Origin of the sequence: Nocardia sp. CA-084685 (assembly GCF_050955785.1) — a bacterium.
Taxonomy (GTDB): domain Bacteria; phylum Actinomycetota; class Actinomycetes; order Mycobacteriales; family Mycobacteriaceae; genus Nocardia.
The window spans coordinates 4,779,503-4,800,892 of the sequence record NZ_CP192094.1 but is presented as its reverse complement, the minus strand read 5'-3'; the positions used below and the strand labels follow the sequence as shown (position 1 = coordinate 4,800,892).

General features: G+C 64.5%; 18 protein-coding genes and 1 pseudogene. 14 read left to right on the top strand and 5 right to left on the bottom strand.

Features of this window, described 5'->3' with window-relative positions:
• Positions 1-133 precede the first annotated feature (133 nt).
• A complete protein-coding gene (locus ACQP2U_RS21790; protein ID WP_433709169.1) occupies positions 134-1,198 on the top strand; it encodes a sulfite oxidase in 1,065 nt (354 codons plus the stop codon).
• Here the strand turns inward: ACQP2U_RS21790 and ACQP2U_RS21785 are convergent.
• Positions 1,171-2,358: an NAD(P)/FAD-dependent oxidoreductase gene (locus ACQP2U_RS21785; RefSeq protein WP_433709168.1), complete on the bottom strand. Its 1,188-nt coding sequence runs from the start codon at positions 2,356-2,358 to the stop codon at positions 1,171-1,173. The two genes, ACQP2U_RS21790 and ACQP2U_RS21785, sit on opposite strands and share 28 nt — an antisense overlap.
• 329 nt (positions 2,359-2,687) lie before the next feature.
• Between ACQP2U_RS21785 and ACQP2U_RS21780 the strand changes: the two are divergent.
• Positions 2,688-3,341 (top strand): annotated as a pseudogene (locus tag ACQP2U_RS21780) (dienelactone hydrolase family protein); the annotation flags it as partial.
• On the opposite strand, the gene ACQP2U_RS21775 reads toward ACQP2U_RS21780, so the two are convergent.
• The gene (locus tag ACQP2U_RS21775) at positions 3,322-4,425 is read right to left on the bottom strand and encodes a CapA family protein (protein WP_433709167.1); all 1,104 of its coding nucleotides are present in this window, start codon (positions 4,423-4,425) and stop codon (positions 3,322-3,324) included. The pseudogene ACQP2U_RS21780 and the gene ACQP2U_RS21775 sit on opposite strands and share 20 nt — an antisense overlap.
• Before the next feature lie 112 nt (positions 4,426-4,537).
• Positions 4,538-5,122 carry a TetR/AcrR family transcriptional regulator gene (locus tag ACQP2U_RS21770; protein WP_433709166.1) on the bottom strand — a complete coding sequence of 195 codons (585 nt, stop codon included), beginning with the start codon at positions 5,120-5,122 and terminating at the stop codon, positions 4,538-4,540.
• A gap of 96 nt (positions 5,123-5,218) precedes the next feature.
• On the opposite strand from ACQP2U_RS21770, the gene ACQP2U_RS21765 reads away from it, so the two are divergent.
• Entirely contained in the window at positions 5,219-6,358 is a 1,140-nt protein-coding gene (locus ACQP2U_RS21765; protein WP_433716547.1) for an acyl-CoA dehydrogenase family protein, read from the top strand.
• Between the two features lie 120 nt (positions 6,359-6,478).
• Here ACQP2U_RS21765 and ACQP2U_RS21760 read toward each other — a convergent pair whose 3' ends face one another.
• Positions 6,479-9,898, bottom strand: a complete 3,420-nt coding sequence (locus tag ACQP2U_RS21760; RefSeq protein ID WP_433709165.1) for a protein kinase domain-containing protein — start codon at positions 9,896-9,898, stop codon at positions 6,479-6,481.
• A 412-nt stretch (positions 9,899-10,310) separates the two neighbouring features.
• Here ACQP2U_RS21760 and ACQP2U_RS21755 point away from each other — a divergent pair, with 412 nt between their 5' ends.
• Together ACQP2U_RS21755 and ACQP2U_RS21750 are read left to right on the top strand one after the other, a co-directional pair.
• Positions 10,311-10,736 (top strand): nuclear transport factor 2 family protein, encoded by a 426-nt coding sequence (locus ACQP2U_RS21755; RefSeq protein ID WP_433709164.1) that lies wholly within the window; start codon positions 10,311-10,313, stop codon positions 10,734-10,736.
• Positions 10,733-11,281 carry a nuclear transport factor 2 family protein gene (locus tag ACQP2U_RS21750; RefSeq protein ID WP_433709163.1) on the top strand — a complete coding sequence of 183 codons (549 nt, stop codon included), beginning with the start codon at positions 10,733-10,735 and terminating at the stop codon, positions 11,279-11,281. The genes ACQP2U_RS21755 and ACQP2U_RS21750 overlap by 4 nt, the downstream gene beginning before the upstream one ends.
• A 16-nt stretch (positions 11,282-11,297) precedes the next feature.
• Here the strand turns inward: ACQP2U_RS21750 and ACQP2U_RS21745 are convergent, their stop codons facing one another.
• Positions 11,298-12,164, bottom strand: a complete 867-nt coding sequence (locus tag ACQP2U_RS21745) for a helix-turn-helix domain-containing protein (RefSeq protein ID WP_433709162.1) — start codon at positions 12,162-12,164, stop codon at positions 11,298-11,300.
• Positions 12,165-12,284: 120 nt separating this feature from the next.
• Between ACQP2U_RS21745 and ACQP2U_RS21740 the strand changes: the two genes are divergently transcribed.
• From ACQP2U_RS21740 to ACQP2U_RS21700, 9 genes are read left to right on the top strand one after another with little or no spacing between them, the layout of a single operon-like run.
• Positions 12,285-12,719 (top strand): nuclear transport factor 2 family protein, encoded by a 435-nt coding sequence (locus ACQP2U_RS21740; RefSeq protein ID WP_433709161.1) that lies wholly within the window; start codon positions 12,285-12,287, stop codon positions 12,717-12,719.
• Positions 12,720-12,727: 8 nt separating this feature from the next.
• Positions 12,728-13,603 (top strand): MlaE family ABC transporter permease, encoded by an 876-nt coding sequence (locus tag ACQP2U_RS21735; protein WP_433709160.1) that lies wholly within the window; start codon positions 12,728-12,730, stop codon positions 13,601-13,603.
• On the top strand, positions 13,603-14,457 hold the full coding sequence (locus tag ACQP2U_RS21730) for an ABC transporter permease (RefSeq protein WP_433709159.1): 855 nt from the start codon (positions 13,603-13,605) through the stop codon (positions 14,455-14,457). The genes ACQP2U_RS21735 and ACQP2U_RS21730 overlap by 1 nt, the downstream gene beginning before the upstream one ends.
• Before the next feature lie 3 nt (positions 14,458-14,460).
• Positions 14,461-15,771: an MlaD family protein gene (locus ACQP2U_RS21725; protein ID WP_433709158.1), complete on the top strand. Its 1,311-nt coding sequence runs from the start codon at positions 14,461-14,463 to the stop codon at positions 15,769-15,771.
• Positions 15,768-16,805, top strand: coding sequence for an MCE family protein (locus ACQP2U_RS21720; protein WP_433709157.1), 1,038 nt, complete (start codon positions 15,768-15,770; stop codon positions 16,803-16,805). The genes ACQP2U_RS21725 and ACQP2U_RS21720 overlap by 4 nt, the downstream gene beginning before the upstream one ends.
• Before the next feature lie 7 nt (positions 16,806-16,812).
• Entirely contained in the window at positions 16,813-17,865 is a 1,053-nt protein-coding gene (locus ACQP2U_RS21715) for an MCE family protein (protein WP_433709156.1), read from the top strand.
• Positions 17,862-18,977, top strand: a complete 1,116-nt coding sequence (locus tag ACQP2U_RS21710; RefSeq protein ID WP_433709155.1) for an MCE family protein — start codon at positions 17,862-17,864, stop codon at positions 18,975-18,977. Before ACQP2U_RS21715 ends, ACQP2U_RS21710 begins: the two co-directional genes overlap by 4 nt.
• A 16-nt stretch (positions 18,978-18,993) precedes the next feature.
• Positions 18,994-20,115, top strand: coding sequence for an MlaD family protein (locus tag ACQP2U_RS21705; protein WP_433709154.1), 1,122 nt, complete (start codon positions 18,994-18,996; stop codon positions 20,113-20,115).
• Positions 20,112-21,374 (top strand): MlaD family protein, encoded by a 1,263-nt coding sequence (locus tag ACQP2U_RS21700; protein WP_433709153.1) that lies wholly within the window; start codon positions 20,112-20,114, stop codon positions 21,372-21,374. Before ACQP2U_RS21705 ends, ACQP2U_RS21700 begins: the two co-directional genes overlap by 4 nt.
• The last annotated feature ends 16 nt before the right edge of the window (positions 21,375-21,390 follow it).

Below are 21,390 nucleotides of genomic sequence, written 5' to 3'. Positions count from 1 at the left end.
TCTGGGTGATTGCTGAAACAGTAGGCCGACTCGGGGTGATATCGCACCCCGAGTCGGCCTACTGTTATTTAGGGCAGTCATATACTGACCCCGACCGCCTATTACCTCTCGACTGGAAGATCAGCCCGAGCCGATGACCGAATTCGTCTCGCGCGCCCAAGGCGTCCGCTTCGACGAACTCGCGCTTGCGACGCGCAATCACGGCATGCAACTCGAGGGCATGCGATACGACATCACGCCCATCGGCATGCATTACTTGCTGATTCATTTCGATATCCCGGAGGTCGACGCATCGTCGTGGCGGTTGTGGGTGACCGGATACGTCAAGCGTGGACTGGAGCTATCGCTCGACGACATCAGATCGCGACCTGCGACGACGATTCCGGTCACCCTCGAATGCGCCGGTAACGGGCGCACGAGAATGGACCCGCGCAATGTCAGCCAACCGTGGGGTCTCGAGGCGATCGGCACGGCGGCGTGGACGGGCACCGCGCTGGGTGGGATTCTCGACGACTGCGGTATCCGGGACGAGGCGGTCGAGGTCGTATTCACCGGCGCCGATCGCGGATTCCAGGACAATGTGGAGCACAACTATCAACGCTCTCTGAGCGTCAGTGAATGTCGCAGACCCGAAATTCTGCTCGCCTACGAAATGAACGGCGCACCGCTGCCACCGCAGCACGGCTTTCCACTGCGACTGCTCGTCCCCGGGTGGTATGGCATGACGAGCGTCAAATGGTTGCGGAATATCGAAGTCGTCGATCGGCCCTTTACCGGGTTACAACAGGCAGTGGCCTATCGCTACCAACGCGACGCCGACGATCCGGGGATACCCGTATCGCGAATCAAGGTGCGCGCGTTGATGATTCCGCCCGGCGTTCCCGATTACCCGAGTCGGCGGCGCACGGTCGACGCCGGTGCGGTCCTGCTCCGCGGTCGCGCGTGGTGCGGAACCTCGCCCGTGATGCGGGTGGAAGTCGGTGTCGACGGTATCTGGCGGGACGCCCATTTGGAGCCTGACATCGCTGAATTCGGTTGGCGCGGTTGGAGTTACACCTGGGATGCGCGACCGGGCGAGTACCGACTGAGCTGCCGCGCCACCGATGCGCAGGGGAATGTGCAACCGTCCGAGCAATTCTGGAACCGCCTAGGCTTGGGGAACAATTCGATTCAGGATGTCCCGGTCACGGTCCGCTGATCGGTGAACCAGCGCCGAATCCGTGTCGCAGCGAATTCGACCTTCTCGGTTGCCAATTCGACCGAGGGTCTGATGAACGGTGCGACCGGCTTCGGCCCGGAAAGGAAGTCGGCGTCTACCTTGCCGACGAGTCCGTCCCCGAATTCGATGTAGCAGGAGCCCTGGCCGAGATACTTTCCCGGCGCGGGTGTTCGGTGTAGTTGCGCGGCGATGTGCGCGGCGACAGTGCGGGCAGCGTTTTCGGCGAACACTCCAGCGCGCGGCACCGGCGCGTCCGCGCAGTCACCGATGGCGTAGATGCCCGGATACGGGGTGGCGAGGGTTCGCGGATCGACGTGGATCCAGCCGTCGCCGCCGTCGACGGTGAGTCCGGACGCCTCGACCACCAGCGGGACGCGATGGGTCGGGATGCCGACGAACAGGTCGTAGGGGAGGAGGTCTCCGGAGTGGGTTTCGGCGACATGGTTTTCCGGGTCGAGCGAGTGGACCCGTCGTCCCGGCGAGTAGTCGATGCCACGTCGCGCGAGCGCCTCGACAAGTGCGGCGGAGGTGTCCGCGGAGACCGGGATCGGTGAGTCCGTCGGGGTCAGCACGTGCAGGCGGGTGCGGTCACGGATGCCGCGGCGGCTCAGTAATTCGTGCAGCAGCATCGCGCCCTCGTAGGGTGCGGGCGGGCACTTGAACGGGACGCTCAATATCGCGATGAGAATCCTGCCACCGTTGAAATCGGCGAGCCGATCGCGCAGTCGGCAAGCTCCCTGGATCGAGTAGTACTCCTGACCGTCCGCGACGAACCCCGGGGTAGCGGCCGGGTCGTAATCGGCGCCCAAAGCGATAACCAGAAAGTCCGGGTCGTAGTGGGTGCTGTCGGTGATCACGTGGCGGGTCTGCGGGTCGATGGAGGTGACCTCCTCCTGCCGGAACTCGACCCCGGGAAGGACCAGGTCGCGGTAGCTGATTCGCACGGATCCCAGAGTGCGGTCGTGGAAGAGGATTTCCAGTTTCGAGAAACCGAATATGAACCCGTCGTTGCGGTCGACGAGTACCACTCGAACCTCACCTGGCAGTGACTCGGACAGGCAGGCGGCCAGTTCCAGCCCGCCGAACCCGGCTCCGAGGATGAGTACTGTCGGCGTTCGAACGTTCTCGGGGATGGACATGGTTGAACCGCTTTCCCGCGAGTCAGTGCGTCGCCGACAGTCACATCGATGCCATAACGGGCGGCCACGGTGACCATTCGGTGGATGAACTCATCCGAAGGCCGTCCCTGCGGCGTGGTTGACCGTTGCTGTCGGTGAGGCTTCCCGATAGTCCGTCTTCACGAGCGTATTGATCGCGTATCCATTGTGCGCGCCTCGGTAGCCGGATGGAACCCGGAGTTCAATCGCGGCCCGGTCGCGACCAGCTCCGGCCCAACCGCCTCTTGCACACCACCGACTGAGCGAGTAGTCCGGATACCAGGAGGTGTTCGATGCTGCCCTCCGCATCCGATCCCCTGACGCGGACAGAAGAAGTCATCGTGTCGTCGGAGTCCATCCGGCTGACGGGGATACTGGCCGTCCCGCAGCAGCCCAGCGGTCTGGTCATCTTCGCGCACGGCAGCGGCAGCGGTCGGCACAGTCCGCGGAATCGGCTGGTCGCCGATGTACTCAACCGAGCGGGGCTCGCGACGATGCTCGTCGATCTGCTGACCGCGGCCGAGGAGGGTAACCGTGCACGCGTTTTCGATATCCAGCTGCTTGCCGAGCGTCTCGTCGCGGTGACTCGCGGGCTGGGCACGCGGCCGGGTCTGAGCGGCCTTGCGACCGGATATTTCGGAGCGAGCACGGGGGCCGGTGCCGCACTGTGGGCAGCCACCGAACCCGGCACCGAGATCGCGGCCATCGTCTCCCGGGGCGGCCGCCCTGATCTGGCCGGTCCGCGGCTGGTTCACGTCCGCGCTCCGACGCTGCTCATTGTCGGCGGTAACGACCGGCACGTGCTGGGGCTCAATCGCGAGGCACAGCTGCGGATGCCGTGTCCGAGCGAGATCGACGTCGTCCCCGGTGCGACGCACCTGTTCGAGGAGCCCGGTGCGCTCGAGCAGGTGGCGGGCCTGGCCCGGGACTGGTTCGGTCGCCACCTCAGTGTCGTGCGGTCCTGAACACCACCGGTAGGTCCTCGGGGCGCGGAGCGACACGGGTGCCGAAGTCGCGACTGATGTGCTCAATCGTCTCGCACAGCCATCGGGATTCATCACGCGCGGCCGAGTGCAGGCGCATGTGCTGGATTCGCAGCGGAATCATTCGCGTCTCCATCACGCCGGGATCGATGGAGACAAGGTAGAGCAAGCGAAGCTCCGGGCGGTAGCGCTCATAGCCGCGGATGCCCTCGTAATCATCGATGACGTCACCGCACCCGTACAGAATCGGTTTGCCACGGTAGATCTCGATCGGTCTTGGATGGTGTGCGGAATGCCCGTGCACGAGGTCGATTCCGGCGTCGATCAGTCGATGCGCGAACTGCCTTTCGCTCTGCGGCACCCCGTAGCCCCAGTTGGGCCCCCAATGTACGGAGACGATCGCGATATCGCCGTCGCGCTTGTACGCCAACACTTGTGCCGCCACCTCCTCGGCGGCGCGAATATTCGGCGAATCACCGATCCGCCACAGTCCCGGCCGATCGCGGTGAGCCGCCCAATGGTGCGGCACCCCACTCGATCCCGCACCGACCGAGACGATTATCACTCGTCGTCCGTCATCGAGTTCCGAGATCGCCGGAGCCTGTGCCTCGTCGAAATCCGCCCCCGCCCCGGCGCGCTGAATGCCCGCGGAATCGAGTGTTTCCACCGTGTCCGCCAGCCCTTCGACACCGAAATCGAGAATGTGATTGTTGGCCAGTGCGCAGACGACCGGCGCGACTGCGGTCAACACCGGAATATTGGCTGGGTTCATGCGGTAGTGAATGCCCTTGCCGGACGCGAAGGCGCCAGCCGCGGTGATCGCGGTTTCCAGATTGACCAATCGCACCTGCGGGCCGAGCTGAGCAAGAATCGGCAGGACCTCTCCCCATGGGTGACCGAAATCCACGGGACGGGCGAATTCACCGCTTATCTGCTCCGCCAACTCCGCATAGGTCCGCGCATCCTGGACCCACCGTTCGTGCAGCGTCGGATCACCGGGATGCGGGAGGATCTGGTCCACCCCACGACCCAGCATGACGTCGCCGCCCAGCAGCACCGTCGCCATACCCACTATTGTCGATCCTGTCCGCCATATCGTTCAATGCGCGGTATCGCCTATGCGCGGTGGACGTAGGCGTTCGCGCTGCTTCACCGGGTTCGAGAAGTATGTCGGCCGGCTAGGCGCTGATCCCTGCGGTGAGAATGGCGGCCAACTCCCGGTAGGCATCGGCATCATCGAGCCCGGTGTGCTCGCGCACCCCGCCCTGCTGGATGCGGACCATCATGGTCGCGGCCATATCGGCGGCGAAGGCGGCGTGGACGTCACGGAATTCGCCCGCCGCGACGCCTTCATCGATGAGTTCGCGGACCCGTCGAGCGGCGATCCGGGTGTTCTTCTCGTAGATCTCCCGCGCGGGCGCGAATCCGCTCAAGTCGGCCATGAATCGGTCGGAGGCGGCAGCCAGGGCGGTACCGACCGCCGACAGGTAGGCGGCGATGCGCTGACGGACATCGGTGATCCGCGCGATACGGGTTTCCACGTCGTCGGTGGCGCGTCGGAAGAAGTGCACGGTCGCGGCACGGACCAGCTGTTCTTTACTGCTCGCAAGGGTGTAGAGGGTCGACTTGGAGCAGCGCAGCCGTGCGGCGATCTCGTCGAGGGTCAGATGCGCGAATCCCTCGCGCAGAAACAGGTCGACCAGCGTGTCGAAGAGTTCGGTACGCCGCCGGGTCGCGAATCCTGCGCGGGTGAGCTGGTCCATAGCAGCGAATAGTACTGATGCGACCCTTGCAGTACTGGGGCACCAGCAGTACTGTGCACAGTAATTCAGTACTGTTATTCGTAGGTGAGGAGTCTTGTGGCCGTCGAACGTCTGCTGCCCACCAGCGAAGCCCGGGAGTTGATCCAGCTCACGCGCGACATCGCCGATAAGGTCCTAGCACCGATCGTCGATGAACACGAGCGGGCCGAGAGCTATCCCGAGGGCGTGTTCGCCACACTGGGGGAGGCCGGGTTATTGAGCCTGCCGTACCCGGTCGAATGGGCCGGCGGTGGCCAGCCGTATGAGGTGTATCTACAGGTTCTCGAGGAGATCGCCGCGCGGTGGGCGGCGATCGCGGTCGCGGTCAGCGTGCACAGCCTGGCCTGCCATCCGATGCTGGTCTTCGGTACCGAGGAGCAGAAGCGGCGTTGGCTGCCGGAGATGTTGAGCGGCAATACGATCGGTGCGTACAGCCTCTCCGAGCCGCAGGCCGGATCAGATGCGGCCGCGGTGGCCTGCAAGGCCGCTCCGGTCGATGGCGGCTATCTCGTCAACGGCACCAAGGCCTGGATCACCCATGGCGGCATCGCCGACTTCTACAACCTTTTCGCGCGCACGGGCGAGGGATCGCGCGGCATCTCCTGTTTCCTGGTACCGCGTGCGACCACCGGCCTTACCTTCGGCAAGCCCGAGCAGAAGATGGGACTGCACGCGGTGCCGACCACGACCGCGCACTACGACGACGCGTTCCTGCCCGTCGACCGACGCATCGGTACCGAGGGGCAAGGCCTCCAGATCGCCTTGAGTGCATTGGATTCCGGTCGGCTCGGTATCGCCGCCGTCGCGACCGGACTGGCTCAGGCAGCGCTCGACGAAGCCGTCGCCTACGCCAAGGAGCGCTCGGCATTCGGCAAGCCGATCATCGACCATCAGGGCCTCGGGTTCCTGCTGGCCGATATGGCTGCCGCGGTCGACTCGGCCCGCGCGACCTACCTCGATGCCGCGCGGCGACGCGATGCGGGGCTGGCGTACTCGCGGCAGGCGAGTGTGGCCAAACTCCTCGCCACCGACGCGGCAATGAAGGTCACCACCGACGCCGTCCAGGTATTCGGCGGCTACGGCTATACCCGCGACTTCCGGGTCGAGCGGTACATGCGTGAGGCCAAGATCACCCAAATCTTCGAGGGCACCAATCAAATTCAGCGACTGGTCATAGCACGCAGCCTCGCGCACTGATGGGCTGTGCCGCACCTGAACTCCACTCCGCCGCAATCGGTTCCGCCTTAAAAGCCGCAAGCGCGTACCGCCGATCACCGAATTGGGGTGCAGCGGTTTCGACGCGACGCCCAGCGGATGTCATCCGACCGATGGCGACGTATCCGCTACCGTCCTGAGCAGTTCCAGGAATTGCATCATCTGCGGTGCGCCGTCATATCGCGCTTCGGTCGCGATCGCGCAGATGTGCGGCCCGTCGTCGGTCGCGGTGCGAACCAAGCCGTGCTCAGCGCACAGCGCCAACGCGGGTAGTGCGGCCTCCGTGGCGGTCCGGCGGCGTCCGGCCGCCCACAGGCAGCCCGCTCGCAATAGTTGGGCTCGGACGAATGCTCTTGGGCGATGCTGGGATTCGATCACACGCACCATTTGCTCGGCGCGGTCGCAGGCCTGATCGGCCGAGTGGTCGGCCAGCAGCAGCCGAATCGCGGAATCCTGTTCGAGTTCGGCGATACCGGCGTGAATCATTGTGTCGTGCCCGCGATATGGCGGCAGTTGCCGGAGCGCGTCGCGAGTTTCGGGTGGAATCGGCAGACCGAGGCGGATACGTTCGTTGACCATGCGGGCGGCCAAGCGCGGCAATGAGTCGTGCTCCGCGATTTCCGCCCCCTGGGTAAGGCGTTGTTCGGCAGCGGCGAGGTCGCCGCGTATCGCTTTGATGCGTGCGCCGGTGCCGAAGCTAGCGAGCAGGAACCAGACCGCACCGCCGTGGCGGCCGAGATCAGCGCTGGAGTCGAGTAGTTGCTCGGCTTCATCGAGGCGGTTCTGCTCGTAGCGGATGGAGCCGAGAAGGGCGCCGGACATCCGTGAACCATAGGTCTGCGCGTGGCCGCGCCGGGTGCGGGCGATGGCGGCATCGAAATGTTCTTCGGCGGCGGCGATGTCGAGTTGCTCGAGGGCCGCGAGCCCGGCGACGCACCTGCCGTACATCACCCCGAACGCGCCTTTGCTGCGACGGTGATACGGCGCTGCCCATTGTTGCCAGCGGCGGGCCTCGGCGAAGTCGAAACGGTTGAGTGCATCGATGGACGCGAGATTCGCGGCGTTCGTGGCGGTGAACGGCGTGTCGGCATCCTCGAGATGTTGGACCAGCAGCTCTGGCAGACCGTCGAATCGGTCGGTGACGAATTGTGCCGCACCCGCGACCGTTTGCGCCTCGACTCGCAGCTTGGTCGCCTCGGTGCCGGTTACCGCGCCGGCATCGAGTTCGGCAGATAAATCGTCCAACGCCAGCTGAACCTGTTCCGAGCGTTGCAGTCCGACGTTGGCCCAGGCTCGGCAGATCTGCAGCCTTGGTCGTGCCTGCGCCAAGTGCTGCGGCAGTTTCGTCAGCAAGCCGAGGAACGTCGCCATGCGGGACCCTTCGATGAGGTCCATGGCCCGTCGTTCGACCAGATCCGCCGCATAGTCCGGATCGTCGGCGGCCAGTGCGTGATCGACCGCGGCGGTGACGATCTCGTTTTCATCGCACCATTCGGCCGCACGCCGATGCAGTTGAGCAAGGCGCGCGGGATCACGGCGCACCAGTCGACGCCGCAGGTAGTCGGCGAAGAGGTGGTGATATTGGAACCACTGGTCCTCTTCGTCGAGGCGGCGTAGGAACAGATTTCGGTCGGCAATCTCTTCGAGTAGTTCCTGGCTGTCGGAACGGTCCGTCAGCCGAACCGCGAGATCAGCGCACACTCGCTCCGTAATCGAGGTGGCAAGCAGGAAATCCAACAGCGGCGGCTCGAGTGAATCGAGCACGTTCTCGGCGAGGTAATCGGCGAGTGCCCGGTGGCGGCCGGTGAGCTGGTCGATGAACGCGGCGGGATGATCATTGCCGCGCAATGACAGCGAAGCCAATTGTAGTGCGGCAGGCCACCCTTCGGTCGTTTCCTGTAAGCGGTTCACATCGTCGGTGGATAACGACAGCCCGCCGGAGTCGGCCAGGAAAGCGCCGGTTTCCTGCGAATCGAAACGCAGCTCCGCGACATCTATTTCGACCAGCTCATCGTGCACCAGCATGCGACTCAGCGGCAGACATGCCCTGGTTCGGCTCGCGATGACCAGCCGCAGATGATGGCAGCCGTGCTCGAGCAGATAATCCAATGCGGCACAGGTGGTTTCGGCATGTATCCGGTGCCAGTCATCGATCACGAGCACCATCGTCTGTCCAGCCGAGTGGATTTTGTCGATCAGCGCGGACAGCACGTATCTCGCGGTATCGGACGACCGTTCCTCGAGGAGCGTGCCGAGTTCATGCGCCAGCTCCGGAGCGACGCGGCGGATGGCCTCGATCAGGTGGGAAAGGAACCAGACGATATTGTCGTCGTCGGGGTCGGCGGTCAGCCATGCCACCGGCACGTCCTCGGCCGCCAGCGCGGTGGCCCATTGCAGAGCCAGGGTGGTCTTGCCGAAGCCGGCCGGTCCGTGGATCAGTGTCAGGCGCCGGTCACCACCGTCACGCAACAGCGCAAGCAGCCGGGTGCGGGCGATCATTGTATGGGGTGCGGCCGGCGGACGGAATTTCGTTGCCGTGCTGGGCGGTGGCGGCGGTGTCGCCGTCCCCGGGGTATGCGAGGCCACGGGAACCGCTGTGGCCGAACCGGATTCGATGACGGTGTGCGGCAAGGCCAGTGCGTCCACCGCCAGGCCGGTTTCGTGCTGCACCCGGCGCAGCCATTCCCCGAATTCGATCGCCGACCTCGGTCGTTCGTCCGGCTTCGCGGCCATGGCCGCCTCGATGGCCGCGCACACCGCCGTGGGGATGTGCTGATCACGCAGGCTGGGTGCGGCGGCGGTGGCGATGCGGGCCAGTTGCACTTGCACCGCTTCGCCGGTGCGGCGTGCGAACGCGGCTCGCCCGGCCAGCAAGCAGTGCAAGGTAGCGCCTAGGCCGTAGATATCCGAGATCGGAGTGGGCGTCGAACCGCTGAGCACCTCGGGGGCGGTGAATGCGGGCGTGCCCTGGACGGTACGCAGGGCGGACGTGGTGACATCGCCGAATTGGGCGATGCCGAAGTCGGCGAGCTGCGGTTCACCGTAGTCGGTGAGCAGGATATTGCCGGGCTTCACGTCGCGGTGCACGATGCCGATCGCGTGGGCGGCGGCCAGCGCAGCGGCCATCTTGACGCCGATCGAAAGCACCTCCGACCAGCGCAGTGGTCCCGAATCCCGCAGCACGCTCTCCAGCGAGCCGCAGGCGTAGTACGGCATGACGATATAAGGGCGGCCGGTGGCGGTGATGTCGACCTGTAGCACCTGCAGGATTTGGGGATGTCCGAACAGCCGCCCGAGTGCCCGCTGTTCTCGGAGAAATTGCTCGCGCTCGTCGCCGGTGACCTCGGATCTGAGCAATTTGACCGCGACGTAGCGTTCGAGTGCGTATTCGTAGCAGCAATACACGACGCCGAATCCGCCGCGGCCTATTTCGGTCGCGTCGCCGAATCCGGCCGCCGCTAGTTCCGCCGCGATTCCGGTGGGGAGGTCGCCCTGTGTCGCGGCCTCGTCGAACTCGTCCATCTAATTTTCGTCGGCACCTCCGCGTCAGCGCATCCATCCCGACCCGTACCTCAACGATAGCGCCGTTGCGGAACGGTGATGACCAGGCGCTGTCCAGAGTGGAACAGTGCCCAACATCCACGGACCCGGATCGAACGAGAGCGCTGCCCCCGGCGCAGCGCGGCCACCGCCTGTATTCGTCGAGTTCGAGCCTTCGGCGGGCGAGTCGTGGCGTAGGTTCCCGTGCCTCCCGGAGCCCTGTTTCAGGATCGGGCGGACACACAGTTCGGCTTGACGCGTTTTCACCGCGAGCCTATGGTTCTGTCAACTATACGATGAAAATTATCGAATAACTGATAAAGCCGTGGCGTGCTCTGCAGCTGGAATTTGTTCACGACGGTGCCGCGGTCGCGATCATCGACAACGAGGAAGAGTGGGAACACCGGTGGATCCGGATACATTGCAGGCGATCAACACGATCGAGTCGCTCAAGGCGCGTTATTTCCGCAGTGTCGACACCAAGGACTGGTCGGCACTCGGCTCGGTCCTCGCCGATGACGTCGACGTGGACACCACGGCGCTCGGCGGCACCAGTGTCACGGGTGCGTCGAATTATGTGGCTGCGCTGCAACGTGATTACGGCACAGCGGTGACCGTTCATCACGGGCACATGCCCGAAATCGCGATCACCGGCGCAGCTGCGGCGACCGGTACATGGGCGGTGCAGGTGTTGCTGGTCCGCCCGGACGGCAAACGCCTGCTGGCATTCGGCCATGATCACGATAGGTACGGCATTCGTGACGGTCGATGGGTGATCACGGGCATCAAATCGACTGGCCTGCAAGAAGATCGGTCATGACTTACACGCGGCGAGCTTTCCTCATCGGAACCGGGGTCGCCGCCCTCGGTCTCGCGGGAGCGAGGGCGACATGTGTGTCCGCGGACCCGGGTGCGGCGGCGGCACCGAACGCCGCGACTGTGGTAGCGGCTGTCTCCGCGATCAAACAGGTCAAGGCGCGCTATTTCCGGGCGGTGGATACCAAGGACTGGGAGTTGCTCGAACAGCAGGTAACCCCCGATGTCGTGATCGACACGACTGGCTCGGCCGGCATCATCACGACCGGTGCGGACGCTTTCATCGCTTATCTCCAGGCCACCATCGGTGCCGCCCGGACCGTCCATCACGGGCACATGCCCGAAATCGAGGTGCAGTCATCGAGCACCGCGACCGGGGTGTGGGCGCTGCAGGATCTGCTGATCTTTCCCGGCGATATCCGAGTCGTCGGATTCGGGCACTACCACGAAACCTACGCATTCGACGGTGAGCGCTGGCGCATCAAAAGCTCCAAACTCACCCGCCTCTACCTCGACCCGCTCACCGAGGGGAAACTGTTCGGCATGTGAGGACACCGCCACCCGGTCAAGCGTGCGACCGGGCGCCGTCGGTGATCGCGGTCGTCATCCGGATCAGGTGTTGGCCGATGGTTTCGGTCTGCTCCGGCGGGAGTTCGCCGAGGGGGTGGACCGAGAGCAGCAGCGCCGCGTGTCCTTGCGAGTCGAGGACCGGCGCGGTGATGGCGGAAACCGGGTGGGGCCGACCGGAGTTGACGTCCGGAAATCCGAGCGTGGTGAATTCCACGCGCAGTTGATCGAGAGTCCCTTGGATATTCGATGGGAGCGCGATCGTGCCGGTGTCGAGCGTGCCGATGAGGCTCGCGGCTCGCCCGATGGCGGGCGAGGTGTAGTCCACATCGAATCCGCGGTCGCGGATCCGGACCAGCGTCTCGTTCAGCCGTTCGGCGATCGCCGTATTCGTGGATGCGGCCCGCTGGATCCAGGCGCGGCGCTCCTCGGCGGTGTCCCAAGCGGCGAACACGGCGCCGAACGGTGGCGCGTAGGGAATGCGATCACCTGGCCACGCTCGCTCACCGCCTTCGAACGCGGTGATCACCAACGAGTCGACGATCTTCTCGGTGACCGATGCGGCATAACCGAATTCGGCCGTAAGCGCGACCGCGGCGGCTCGCGCGGCCTCGACGAACGGGCGCGTATTCACTGCGGCCGCGACGACGGCGAGCCCGGGACCGAGTGCGTAGGCCTTCCCCGCCGGGTCGCGGGTAACCCATCCGCGATCGCACAGGGTCTTCAAGATCGCATGCGTGGTGGCCAGTGTCAGGTCCAATTCGCGTGCGATGTCGCTGTAGCGGAGCCGCTCATTGCCGCGACGTGCCAGCAACTCCACAACGTCGATGACACGCGCGGTCGGTGCCGATATCGCACCACGCATCTTGACTCCCTTCCCGCTCTGCCTTACGGTCGAACCCATCGAGTATTTGATAGAAGTTATCGAATATTCGATAACAGTACCTAAGGGTGACTCGCGACGCAAACCGAGAGAAAAGCATCAATGCCCACACCGGACATTCTCATCACCGTCCACCAACTGACGCAGGCAAAAGCGCGTTATTGCCTGGCTGTCGACACCCAGGACTGGGCGGCTCTCGCCGATCTGATGACCCCGGACATCGAACTGGACGTCAGCCACAGCAAGACCGGCGTCCCCGTCATCACCGGGCCCGACAACGCTGTCGCGATGATTCGCTCCGCGCTGACCGGCGCTCGCACTGCCCACCAGGTGCACACGCCGCTGATCGATGCGGACGGCGACGAGGCCCGCGTCATCTGGGCCATGCAGGACCGCGTCGTATGGAACAACGGGTCGGCACTGACCGGATACGGGCACTACCACGAACGCTGGGTACGACGCCACGATGACTGGAAACTCGCCTCGCTCACCTTGACCCGGCTGATCACCGAAGAGTCCGGCACCACAGAGAGATAGAGGCATTCATGATGGCACGGGCAAAGACGCCGGTGACTTCGGGCGGGATCGCCGAGCGATCGGCGGTCCGTGAGATCGAGCTGTGGGCACGAGGATATCTGCGTCGTCATCCCGGTGCGTCCCTGGAGACCGTCGGCGGGCAGGTCGTCCTGGCCGTGCGGGCGATCCAGTACCTGTTCGTCGACATCGTCACGGGCAAGTTCCCGTTCCGTGAATTCGTGCTCCAGGCGGTGTTCATGGCCAAGACCTCCTACGTGCCGACCATCGCCGTGGCGATCCCGATCAGCGCGACGATGTCGATCCTGTTCGGGCTGCTGGCCGGTCAGGTCGGGGCGAGTTCGCTGGCTGGTGCCGCGGGAGGCCTGGCGGTGATCCGGCAGGCGGCGCCCATGGTTACGGCCATTCTGTTGGCCGCGGCCGTCGGATCCGCCATCTGCGCGGACCTCGGAGCGCGGACGATCCGCGAAGAGATCGACGCGATGCAGGTCATGGGTGTCTCGCCACTGCGGATGCTGGTGGTGCCCCGCTTGGCCGCAGGCATCGTGGTTGCGCTCGGGCTGACGGTTCTGAGCTCCTTCGTCGGATTTCTGGCCGGATACCTATTCAACGTCTATGTCCAGGGCGGCACTTCGGGAAGCTATCTGGCTACCTTCTCCTCTTTCGCCAGGATCGGCGACCTCTATCTGGCGATGGTGAAGGCCGTGGTGTTCGCCGTCATCGTCACCGTTGTCGCCTGTGAAAAAGGCCTGAGCACCAAGGGCGGTCCAGGGGGCGTCGCGAACTCGGTCAACGCCGCCGTCGTCGCCTCCATCATCATGCTCATGCTGGTGAATGCGGGATTCACCGAGTTGTACACCATCCTCTTTCCGAGGACGACGCTCTGATGGCGTCGCGCTACTATCCGCCAGGAATCCGGCCGGTCGTAGTAGCCGGGACCACGATTGCGGTTCCGGTCATGCGGCTGGGGTACATGGTCACCTTCTTCGGCCGTGCGCTTGGCGGTATTCCGGTGGTGCTGCGGCACTATCGCACGGAGTTCCTGCGCATTTTGTCGAATGTGACGTGGGGAAACGGCTCCATCGTCGTGGGCGGCGGAACCGGGCAGGTCGTTCTCGTGCTCGGTGCCGCGGCGGGGGCGATCGTCGCCATCGAGGGCTTCAGCGCACTGAAACTGCTGGGCATGGCACCGGCTACCGGGATGATCGCCTCGACGGCGGTGACCCGCGAACTGGCGCCCATCATGTCCTCGATCGCCTTCGCCGCGCAGGCGGGCTGCCGCTTCACCGCGCAGCTGGGATCCATGCGCATCGCGGAGGAGGTCGACGCTCTCGATTCGATAGCGATCCGCCCGATACCGTATTTGGTCACGACGAGGATGCTGGCCTCGATCGTGGCGATGATTCCGCTGTACCTGGCCTGCCTCGCGTCCAGCTACCTGGCCGTCGAAATCGTCGTCGGTCTGTCCGGCGGCCAGTCGCCGGGTACCTACGAACACTATTTCCGCCTGGTGCTCAGCGGCACCGACATTATCTATTCGCTGTCGAAGGCTGTCGTCTTCGTCATCATCACCACGACGATCCAGTGCTATTTCGGTTTCTACGCCTCGGGCGGCCCGCAAGGGGTCGGCGTGGCGGCCGGGCGTGCGATGCGCGCGAGCATCACCGCGATGATCTTCGTGAATCTGCTGATGACGATGACGCTGTGGGGCTTTGACGCCGGCGCGAGAATCAGTGGGTAACAGATGTCGATTGCGTTCGAATCCGATGGCAAGGTCCTGCCCGACTGGCAGCTGCTTCTGCGCGGGACTGCCTTTCTCCTGGTCCTCGCGGCGGCCGCTGCCCTGATGGTCGCCAGATCGCAAGGCGCATTCCGGGAGACCGTGCTGGTTACGGCGGTTCTCGTTAATGTGGGTGACGGCCTGCCGCCGAAATCGGATGTGAAGTATCAGGGCGTTCTGGTCGGTCAGGTCGACAGTGTGACCCCGTCGAGCGGCGGCGGCCCGAATTACGTGCGGATCGATCTGAAACCCGAATATGTGCAGGGGATTCCGGCGACGGTGACCGCACGTGTGGTGCCGAGCAACGTGTTCGCGGTGCCGTCGGTCCAGCTGGTCTACCAGGGCGGCGGTGCACCGCTCGCCGCGGGCGCGCACATTCCCGAGGACCAGAGCCTGGATACGGTCCGGCTGCAGACATCCTTGACTGCGCTGAGCCGAATCGTCGCCGCCGCAGGGCGTTCGGAATCGGATCCGGCGCTCGGGGTCTTGGCCGTCGTCGAACGCGCCACCAGCGGTCGCGGCGCCGAGGCCATTCGGGCCGGTGCTGAACTGACCAGGATCTCGGAGGCATTCAATGCGGCGATGGCTCCCGACGGGACCGCGTCGACACTCGGCGCACTTTCGGATGCTCTTGCCGGACTTCGCAACTCGGCGCCGGACCTGATGAGCGCGGTGCACAACGCGGTGGGTCCGATGCGTGCGGTGGCAGAGCACCGAGACCAGCTGGCGACCTTGCTGACGGGCGGTCTGTCGACCTCCGAAACGATCGGCACGGCATTGGAGAACAACACGGCGACGATCACCGACATGACCGCGAAGCTGTCCCCGGTGGTCGGCACTATCGCGGTGGGGAGTCGCAATTTCGTCCAGATGACCACTTCGCAGACCCGGCTGGCCCGGACGTTCCTGGGGCTGTGGGACACCGCGGATCAGAACGTCACTGCCAAGGTCATCGTCGAGCTGACGCCGCATCGGCAGTACACACGCGCCGATTGCCCACGCTACGGCGACCTCGAGGGGCCGAGTTGCCGCACGGCCCCGGTCGGCGGGCCCACCATCATCGGCCCGAATGCGGCTGCAGCACCGGCGAATTATTCGTCTCCTATCGGGGGAAATGTGGGTCCGATCGGTAGCAGTCAGGAGCAGCAGCAGATCGCAGCGATTCTCGGCGGCGGGCCCAATACCGCGGCCGACATCCTGTTCGGCCCCTTACTCAGGGGCAACGACGTGAAGCTCACCCCGGCACCGGATGCCCCGACAGGAGAGCCGCGATGAGCTACCGCAAACCGTTGCTCGGCCTGATCTTGTTCCTGGTGGTCTCGGTCGGGCTGACCTGGATGATGTACGTGACGCTGTCACGTGACGTCAGCGGGCAGACCGACATGTACTCCGCGATCTTCACCGACGTATCGGGACTGCATGCGCGCGACGACGTGCGCATGGCCGGGGTACGGGTCGGCCGAGTAAAAGCCGTCGAACTCGAGGGCACCCGTGCGAAGGTGACCTTCGAGGTCCAGCGCGGCCAGGTGTTGTACGGCAACACGGCAGCGTCGGTCACCTATCAGAATCTCATCGGGCAGCGCTATATCGGACTGTCGCTGCGGGAATTCGGTGATCCGAAGGTGTTACCGCCAGGTGGGCAGATCCCGGTCGAGCACACCGAGCCGTCGTTCGATATTTCGAAGCTGCTCAACGGATTCGAGCCACTGTTCAGCGTGCTCGATCCGCAACAGGTCGACAACATCAGTGCGGCGGTGGTGCGGGCACTGCAGGGTGACGATGGTGCGATCACCACCTTGATCGCCGAAACCGCCTCGCTCGCACAGGCATTCGCGGGGCCGGACCAGGTGCTGGGTCAGGTGATCGACAATCTTGGTGCGGTACTGGGTGATATGTCCAAGCAGAGCGGCAACCTGAAGACGGTGCTGCAGCAGACGCGCAGGATCTTCGATGCGCTGGACCAGCAGCGTGATGTGCTGTTCGAGCAGGTCGATTCGATCTCCGGTGTGCTGGGCCGCGCTGCGGAAGTAGTGCGCGGTGCCAGTCCCTCGGTCAATGCGTTCGTCGATCGGCAACCGGGATTCGCCCAGCACTTCATGGACAACAAGCAGAAGTTCGCCGAGCTGGGTTTCAATTTGCCGTTCCTGCTGAAGGGAATGGCCCGCGTTACCGACAACGGCGCCTATGTGGACGCCTACCCCTGCGATGTGCAGGTGAGCATGCTGCCTGGATTCGATCCGCTGCTCGGGGCGATTCTCGGGGCGAGCAACCCCGGCGGCAAAGTCGAGAACTCGGCGATCTGCAGGTGAGGCAGCGATGATACGACGACTGAAAACTGTGTGGCAGCGGATGCGCGGCTGCCCGCTCGAGGACCGCAGCACACTGGGAATCGGCTTGGTCGCGGTCACCGTGGTCGCGGTGGTGGTCGGGGTGACGGTATTCGTGAATTCACTGCACCTCGGTGAGCAGACCTACCGGGCCGACTTCGCGCAGGCCGCAGGTGTCGGCTCCGGCGATGCGGTGACCCTCGCCGGTATCCAGGTCGGCACCGTGACCGGGACACGGCTGGCCGGGGACCACGTGGTGGTGACCATGAAGCTGCGCCGCGGCCTACCACTGGGATCCGATACCGGGGCCGCCATCAAACTGACGACGCTGCTCGGGTCGCGCTATGTCGAACTCCGCCCCGCCGGGTCGGGGCATCTGCGCGGCAATTCGATCGCGCTGTCTCGCACCGAGGTGCCCTACGACCTGCAAACCGCGCTGCAGAATGCCACCACGACCTTCAGCAGCATCGATGCCGATCGGGTCGCGCAGACGATGAATACCTTGTCCGAGCAACTGCGCGGTACACCTGCGTTGATGCCCGAAATCCTCGGCAACATCAGGTCGCTGTCTTCGGTGATCGCCGATCGGCGCACCCAGATCGGTTCGCTGCTCAACGGCACCGCTCAGGTGCTCGACGTGCTGCACGAGCAGCAGGCGGACCTAGCAGCCATGGTCGGTCAGGGCCGAAATGTATTGGAGCAGATTATTTCTCGGCGGCAGGCCATCGAAGCACTGCTGAACGCCGCTACCACTCTGGTCCAACAGCTGAAGCCCATCGCGGTGGACGACGGGCCGCAAATCCAGCAACTGATCACCGATCTGACGCAGATGACGGCAATGATCGCCGGGCACGACGACCTGTTGCGCAACATCCTGCAGATCCTGCCGGTGCCGTGGCGGTTGTTCGCGAACGCATCGGGGTCCGGGCAGGAACTGGCGGCCAATGCGCCCGACGGCGCCTTCATCGATTCCTTCATGTGCGCACTGAGCGGATACGCGAAACAAGTGAACCAGCAACCGTACTTCCAGGACTGCAAATGAATAGCGTGATCCGAGGAGTGAAGCTGGCCACCGTCGCCCTCATAGGTGCCGTGGTCGCCGGATGTTCCAGCGGCCCGCTCGGCGGGCTGACCGATACCTCCATGACGATTACCGCGCAGTTCGCGAATGCGAATGGCTTGTACACCGGCAACGCCGTCTCAGTACTCGGTATGCGGGTCGGCAAAGTCGTCGACATCCAGGCGCGGGCGACGCGCGTCGACATCACCATGGATATCGACAAATGGGTCAAGATTCCGGCCGATGCCCAGGCGGTTGTCGTGTCGGACTCCGTGCTGACCGACCGGCACATAGAACTCACTCCGGTATATCGCGACGGTCCGACGCTGGCCGACCACACTGTCCTGACCACCGATCGAACCAGGACCCCGGTGGAATTCGACAGCCTGCTCGCGATGGCCGACAAACTGTCCACCTCGCTGGGTGGGGACGGCAAAGGCCAGGGACCGGTCGGTGGTCTGCTCGACGTCGGCTCGCAGATCGTGGCCGACAATGGGCACAATCTGCGCGACGCGATGAGCGAACTGTCGCGCGCAATGCAGCTCGGCCCGGACAACGGGGCCGCGACCCGTGCCGCGGTTACCTCGGTCGTGCAGAATCTCGATGCCTTGACCGCGGCCGCGGCCCGCAATGATCAGGCATTGCGCGAATTCGGTTCCGGTGTGCGGACGCTCAGCGATATTCTCGCCGACCAGCACCTGGGAACCGGGGACACCGGGGCGAAACTGAATCAGATCATCATCGCGATGACCGATCTGCTGCAGCGTAATCAAGGCAATCTGCGGGCGCTGGCTTCGAATTCGAACACGATCACCAAATCCATGGCCGACTACAACGACAATCTGGCGGAATTTCTCGACGTCTTTCCGCTGGTGACCGACAACGCATACAACGCTATCGACCAGAATATCGGCGCACTGCGCGCCACGGTCGATTTGAACAGGTTCTTCCTCGACGGCCAGATGCTGAAGACGGTTTGCAACCTGTTGGGGCTGAAGGAGCTCGGCTGTGCGACCGGAACCGCGCGTGATATGGGTCCCGACTTCGGTATCGGCCAGATGCTTACGGTCATGGCCGGCGCACCGCCGAAATAGCAGGGATGACTCGATTATGACGAAATTCGGTTCGCGACAACGCCTTCTCCGCATGACCGCGGTGGTGGCGGTGTCAGCCGCTGCCTGCTCGGCCACCGCGTGTTCGGTGACCCTGGACAAGCTCCCATTACCGGCGCCGGGCATCGGCGGCGACAGCTACTCCTTGACGGCCACCTTCGCCAACGCGCTCAACCTGCCGGCCAAAGCGAAGGTCCGGCTCAACGGCGCCGATATCGGTGAGGTCCAGTCGATGCAGGCCGAAAACTACACGGCCGTGGTCGTGATGCGGATCAAATCCGGTGTGCGGTTGCCCGCGGAGACCACCGCCGAATTGCGTTCGGCCACACCGATGGGTGACGTGTTCGTCGCACTTACCCCGCCCGCCGAGCCGGATCCTGCGGCTCCCGATCTGGGCGACGGCGCGCGAATTCCGCTGAAGTCGACGTCGGCTGCGGCGACGATCGAGGAAGTGCTCACCAGAGCGGCCTTGTTCGTCAACGGTGGTGCCATCGAGAACTTCACCAGCCTGGCCAACAGCCTCGGCGCAGCCGTCGGCGGTCGTGGTGACCGCCTGGCCGAGATGATCGAGCAGACCAGGGAATTGGTGAAGAACCTCTCGGCCCGGTCCGACCGGATCCGCGAAATCCTGGCGGCGACCGGTGATCTGAGCGCGACGATCGCGACGCAGCGCGCCGACGTCAGCGACGTTGTCGCCGCGGCCGGACCGGCTCTGCAGGTCATCGGCGATAACACCCGCGGCATCATCGATCTGGTCGGGCAGGTGAACCGGATCACCCAGCAGATTGCCCGGTACCCCTCGGTGAACGGCACGAACGACCGCAGCTTGATGGAATCGGTCAATCTGCTGGCCGACGGCATGAACACCGCAGCAAACAATCCCGACGCAAACCTCGACGCACTCATCGGGCTTATCCCGCTGATCATGAAAGTGACGAGTGCGTCGTCGGCGCACGTGAATGTCGATGTCGCCCGGCTCGCGATCGGCGCGTTGCCGGATCCGAATACTCCGGCCGATGCCGGCTCCAGAATGCCGGACGCGTCCGATTGGGTGAACTTCATCGGGTCGCTGGAATACACCCTCAACCGCTTGCGAGAAAAAGTCGAGCCAGGCCGATGAACACAGCCGTAATTTTGGAACCACCCGCGCGGGCGCTGGTGTACACGGTGCGGCAAATGTCGCGCCACCGCCTGCTGACCTCGTGCATCGGCCTACTGCTCGTTCTGGTCCTCGGGCTCGGGTACCTGCTTTTGGGCTCCCTGCAACTCGATCCGTTCCGGTCGCAATACCAGGTGCGGGTCGAACTGGCCCAATCCGGCGGCCTGCTGTCCGGTCAGGACGTCACGCTGCGCGGCGTCCGGGTTGGCCGCGTGCGGTCGGTGGGCGTTGACGGCGAGAAGGTCGTCGCCGTTGCCGACATCCGCTCCGGTGTGCGGATCCCGCGTACCGGCGAGGTTCGGGTTGCCTCGTTGTCGGCGGCTGGCGAACAATATCTGGACTTCCTGCCCGCATCCGAGAGCGGGCCGTATCTAGCCGACAGCGACGTCGTCGCCAAAGAGCGGACGTCCACACCGGTCACGTTGGCCACCATGCTCGCCAGTATGAGCGGCACGCTGGCGCAGCTGGATCCGGCCCGGATCGAGGCGATAGTGCGCGAACTCGGTGCGAGTTCGGCAGCACCCGAGAAACTGGCTGCCATCGTCGACGGCGGCATGTTCCTGCTTTCGACCCTGGATTCGGTTCTGCCGCAGACAGTTTCGCTATTGCACAACAGTAAGGCAGTGCTCGTCACGCTGGGTGATGTCGCTCCGGGGCTGCAGGCGACCGCCGCCAACCTGTCACAGACGATGGCCGGCGTCGGATCGATGACCGGCGGTTATCAGACCCTGGTCGACAACACACCGGGTGCGCTTACCGCGGTGGACAAGATCATCGCTGACAACTCGCCGACCATGGTGCAGCTGCTCGGCAACCTGGCCACCACGTCACAGATGGCCTACGTACATGTGCCGGCGCTGCAAGAATTCTTCTTCCCACAGCAGCGCACCGGCTCGACGCTCGATGCCATCATCTCGGCCCTGCACGACGGCGGGGTGTGGGCCATTGCGAGTGTCTACCCGAAGTATGCGTGCGACTACGACCTGCCGCGCCTCCCAGGCACCATTCCGGATTCGCCGGAACCCTATCTGCACGCCCGGTGTACGAATACCGACCCGTCGCTGATGCCACGTGGCGCGGCGAACGCGCCCCGGCCGCCCGGCGACAACACGGCGACCATCCCACCCGGCGTGGATCCACAGCAGCGCGCGGACCCGACACCGACCGGGCCGTACACCGTGCCACAGACCTATGGCGGTCCATTCGTGCAAGGGGGATAGCGCATCGGGGGAACGA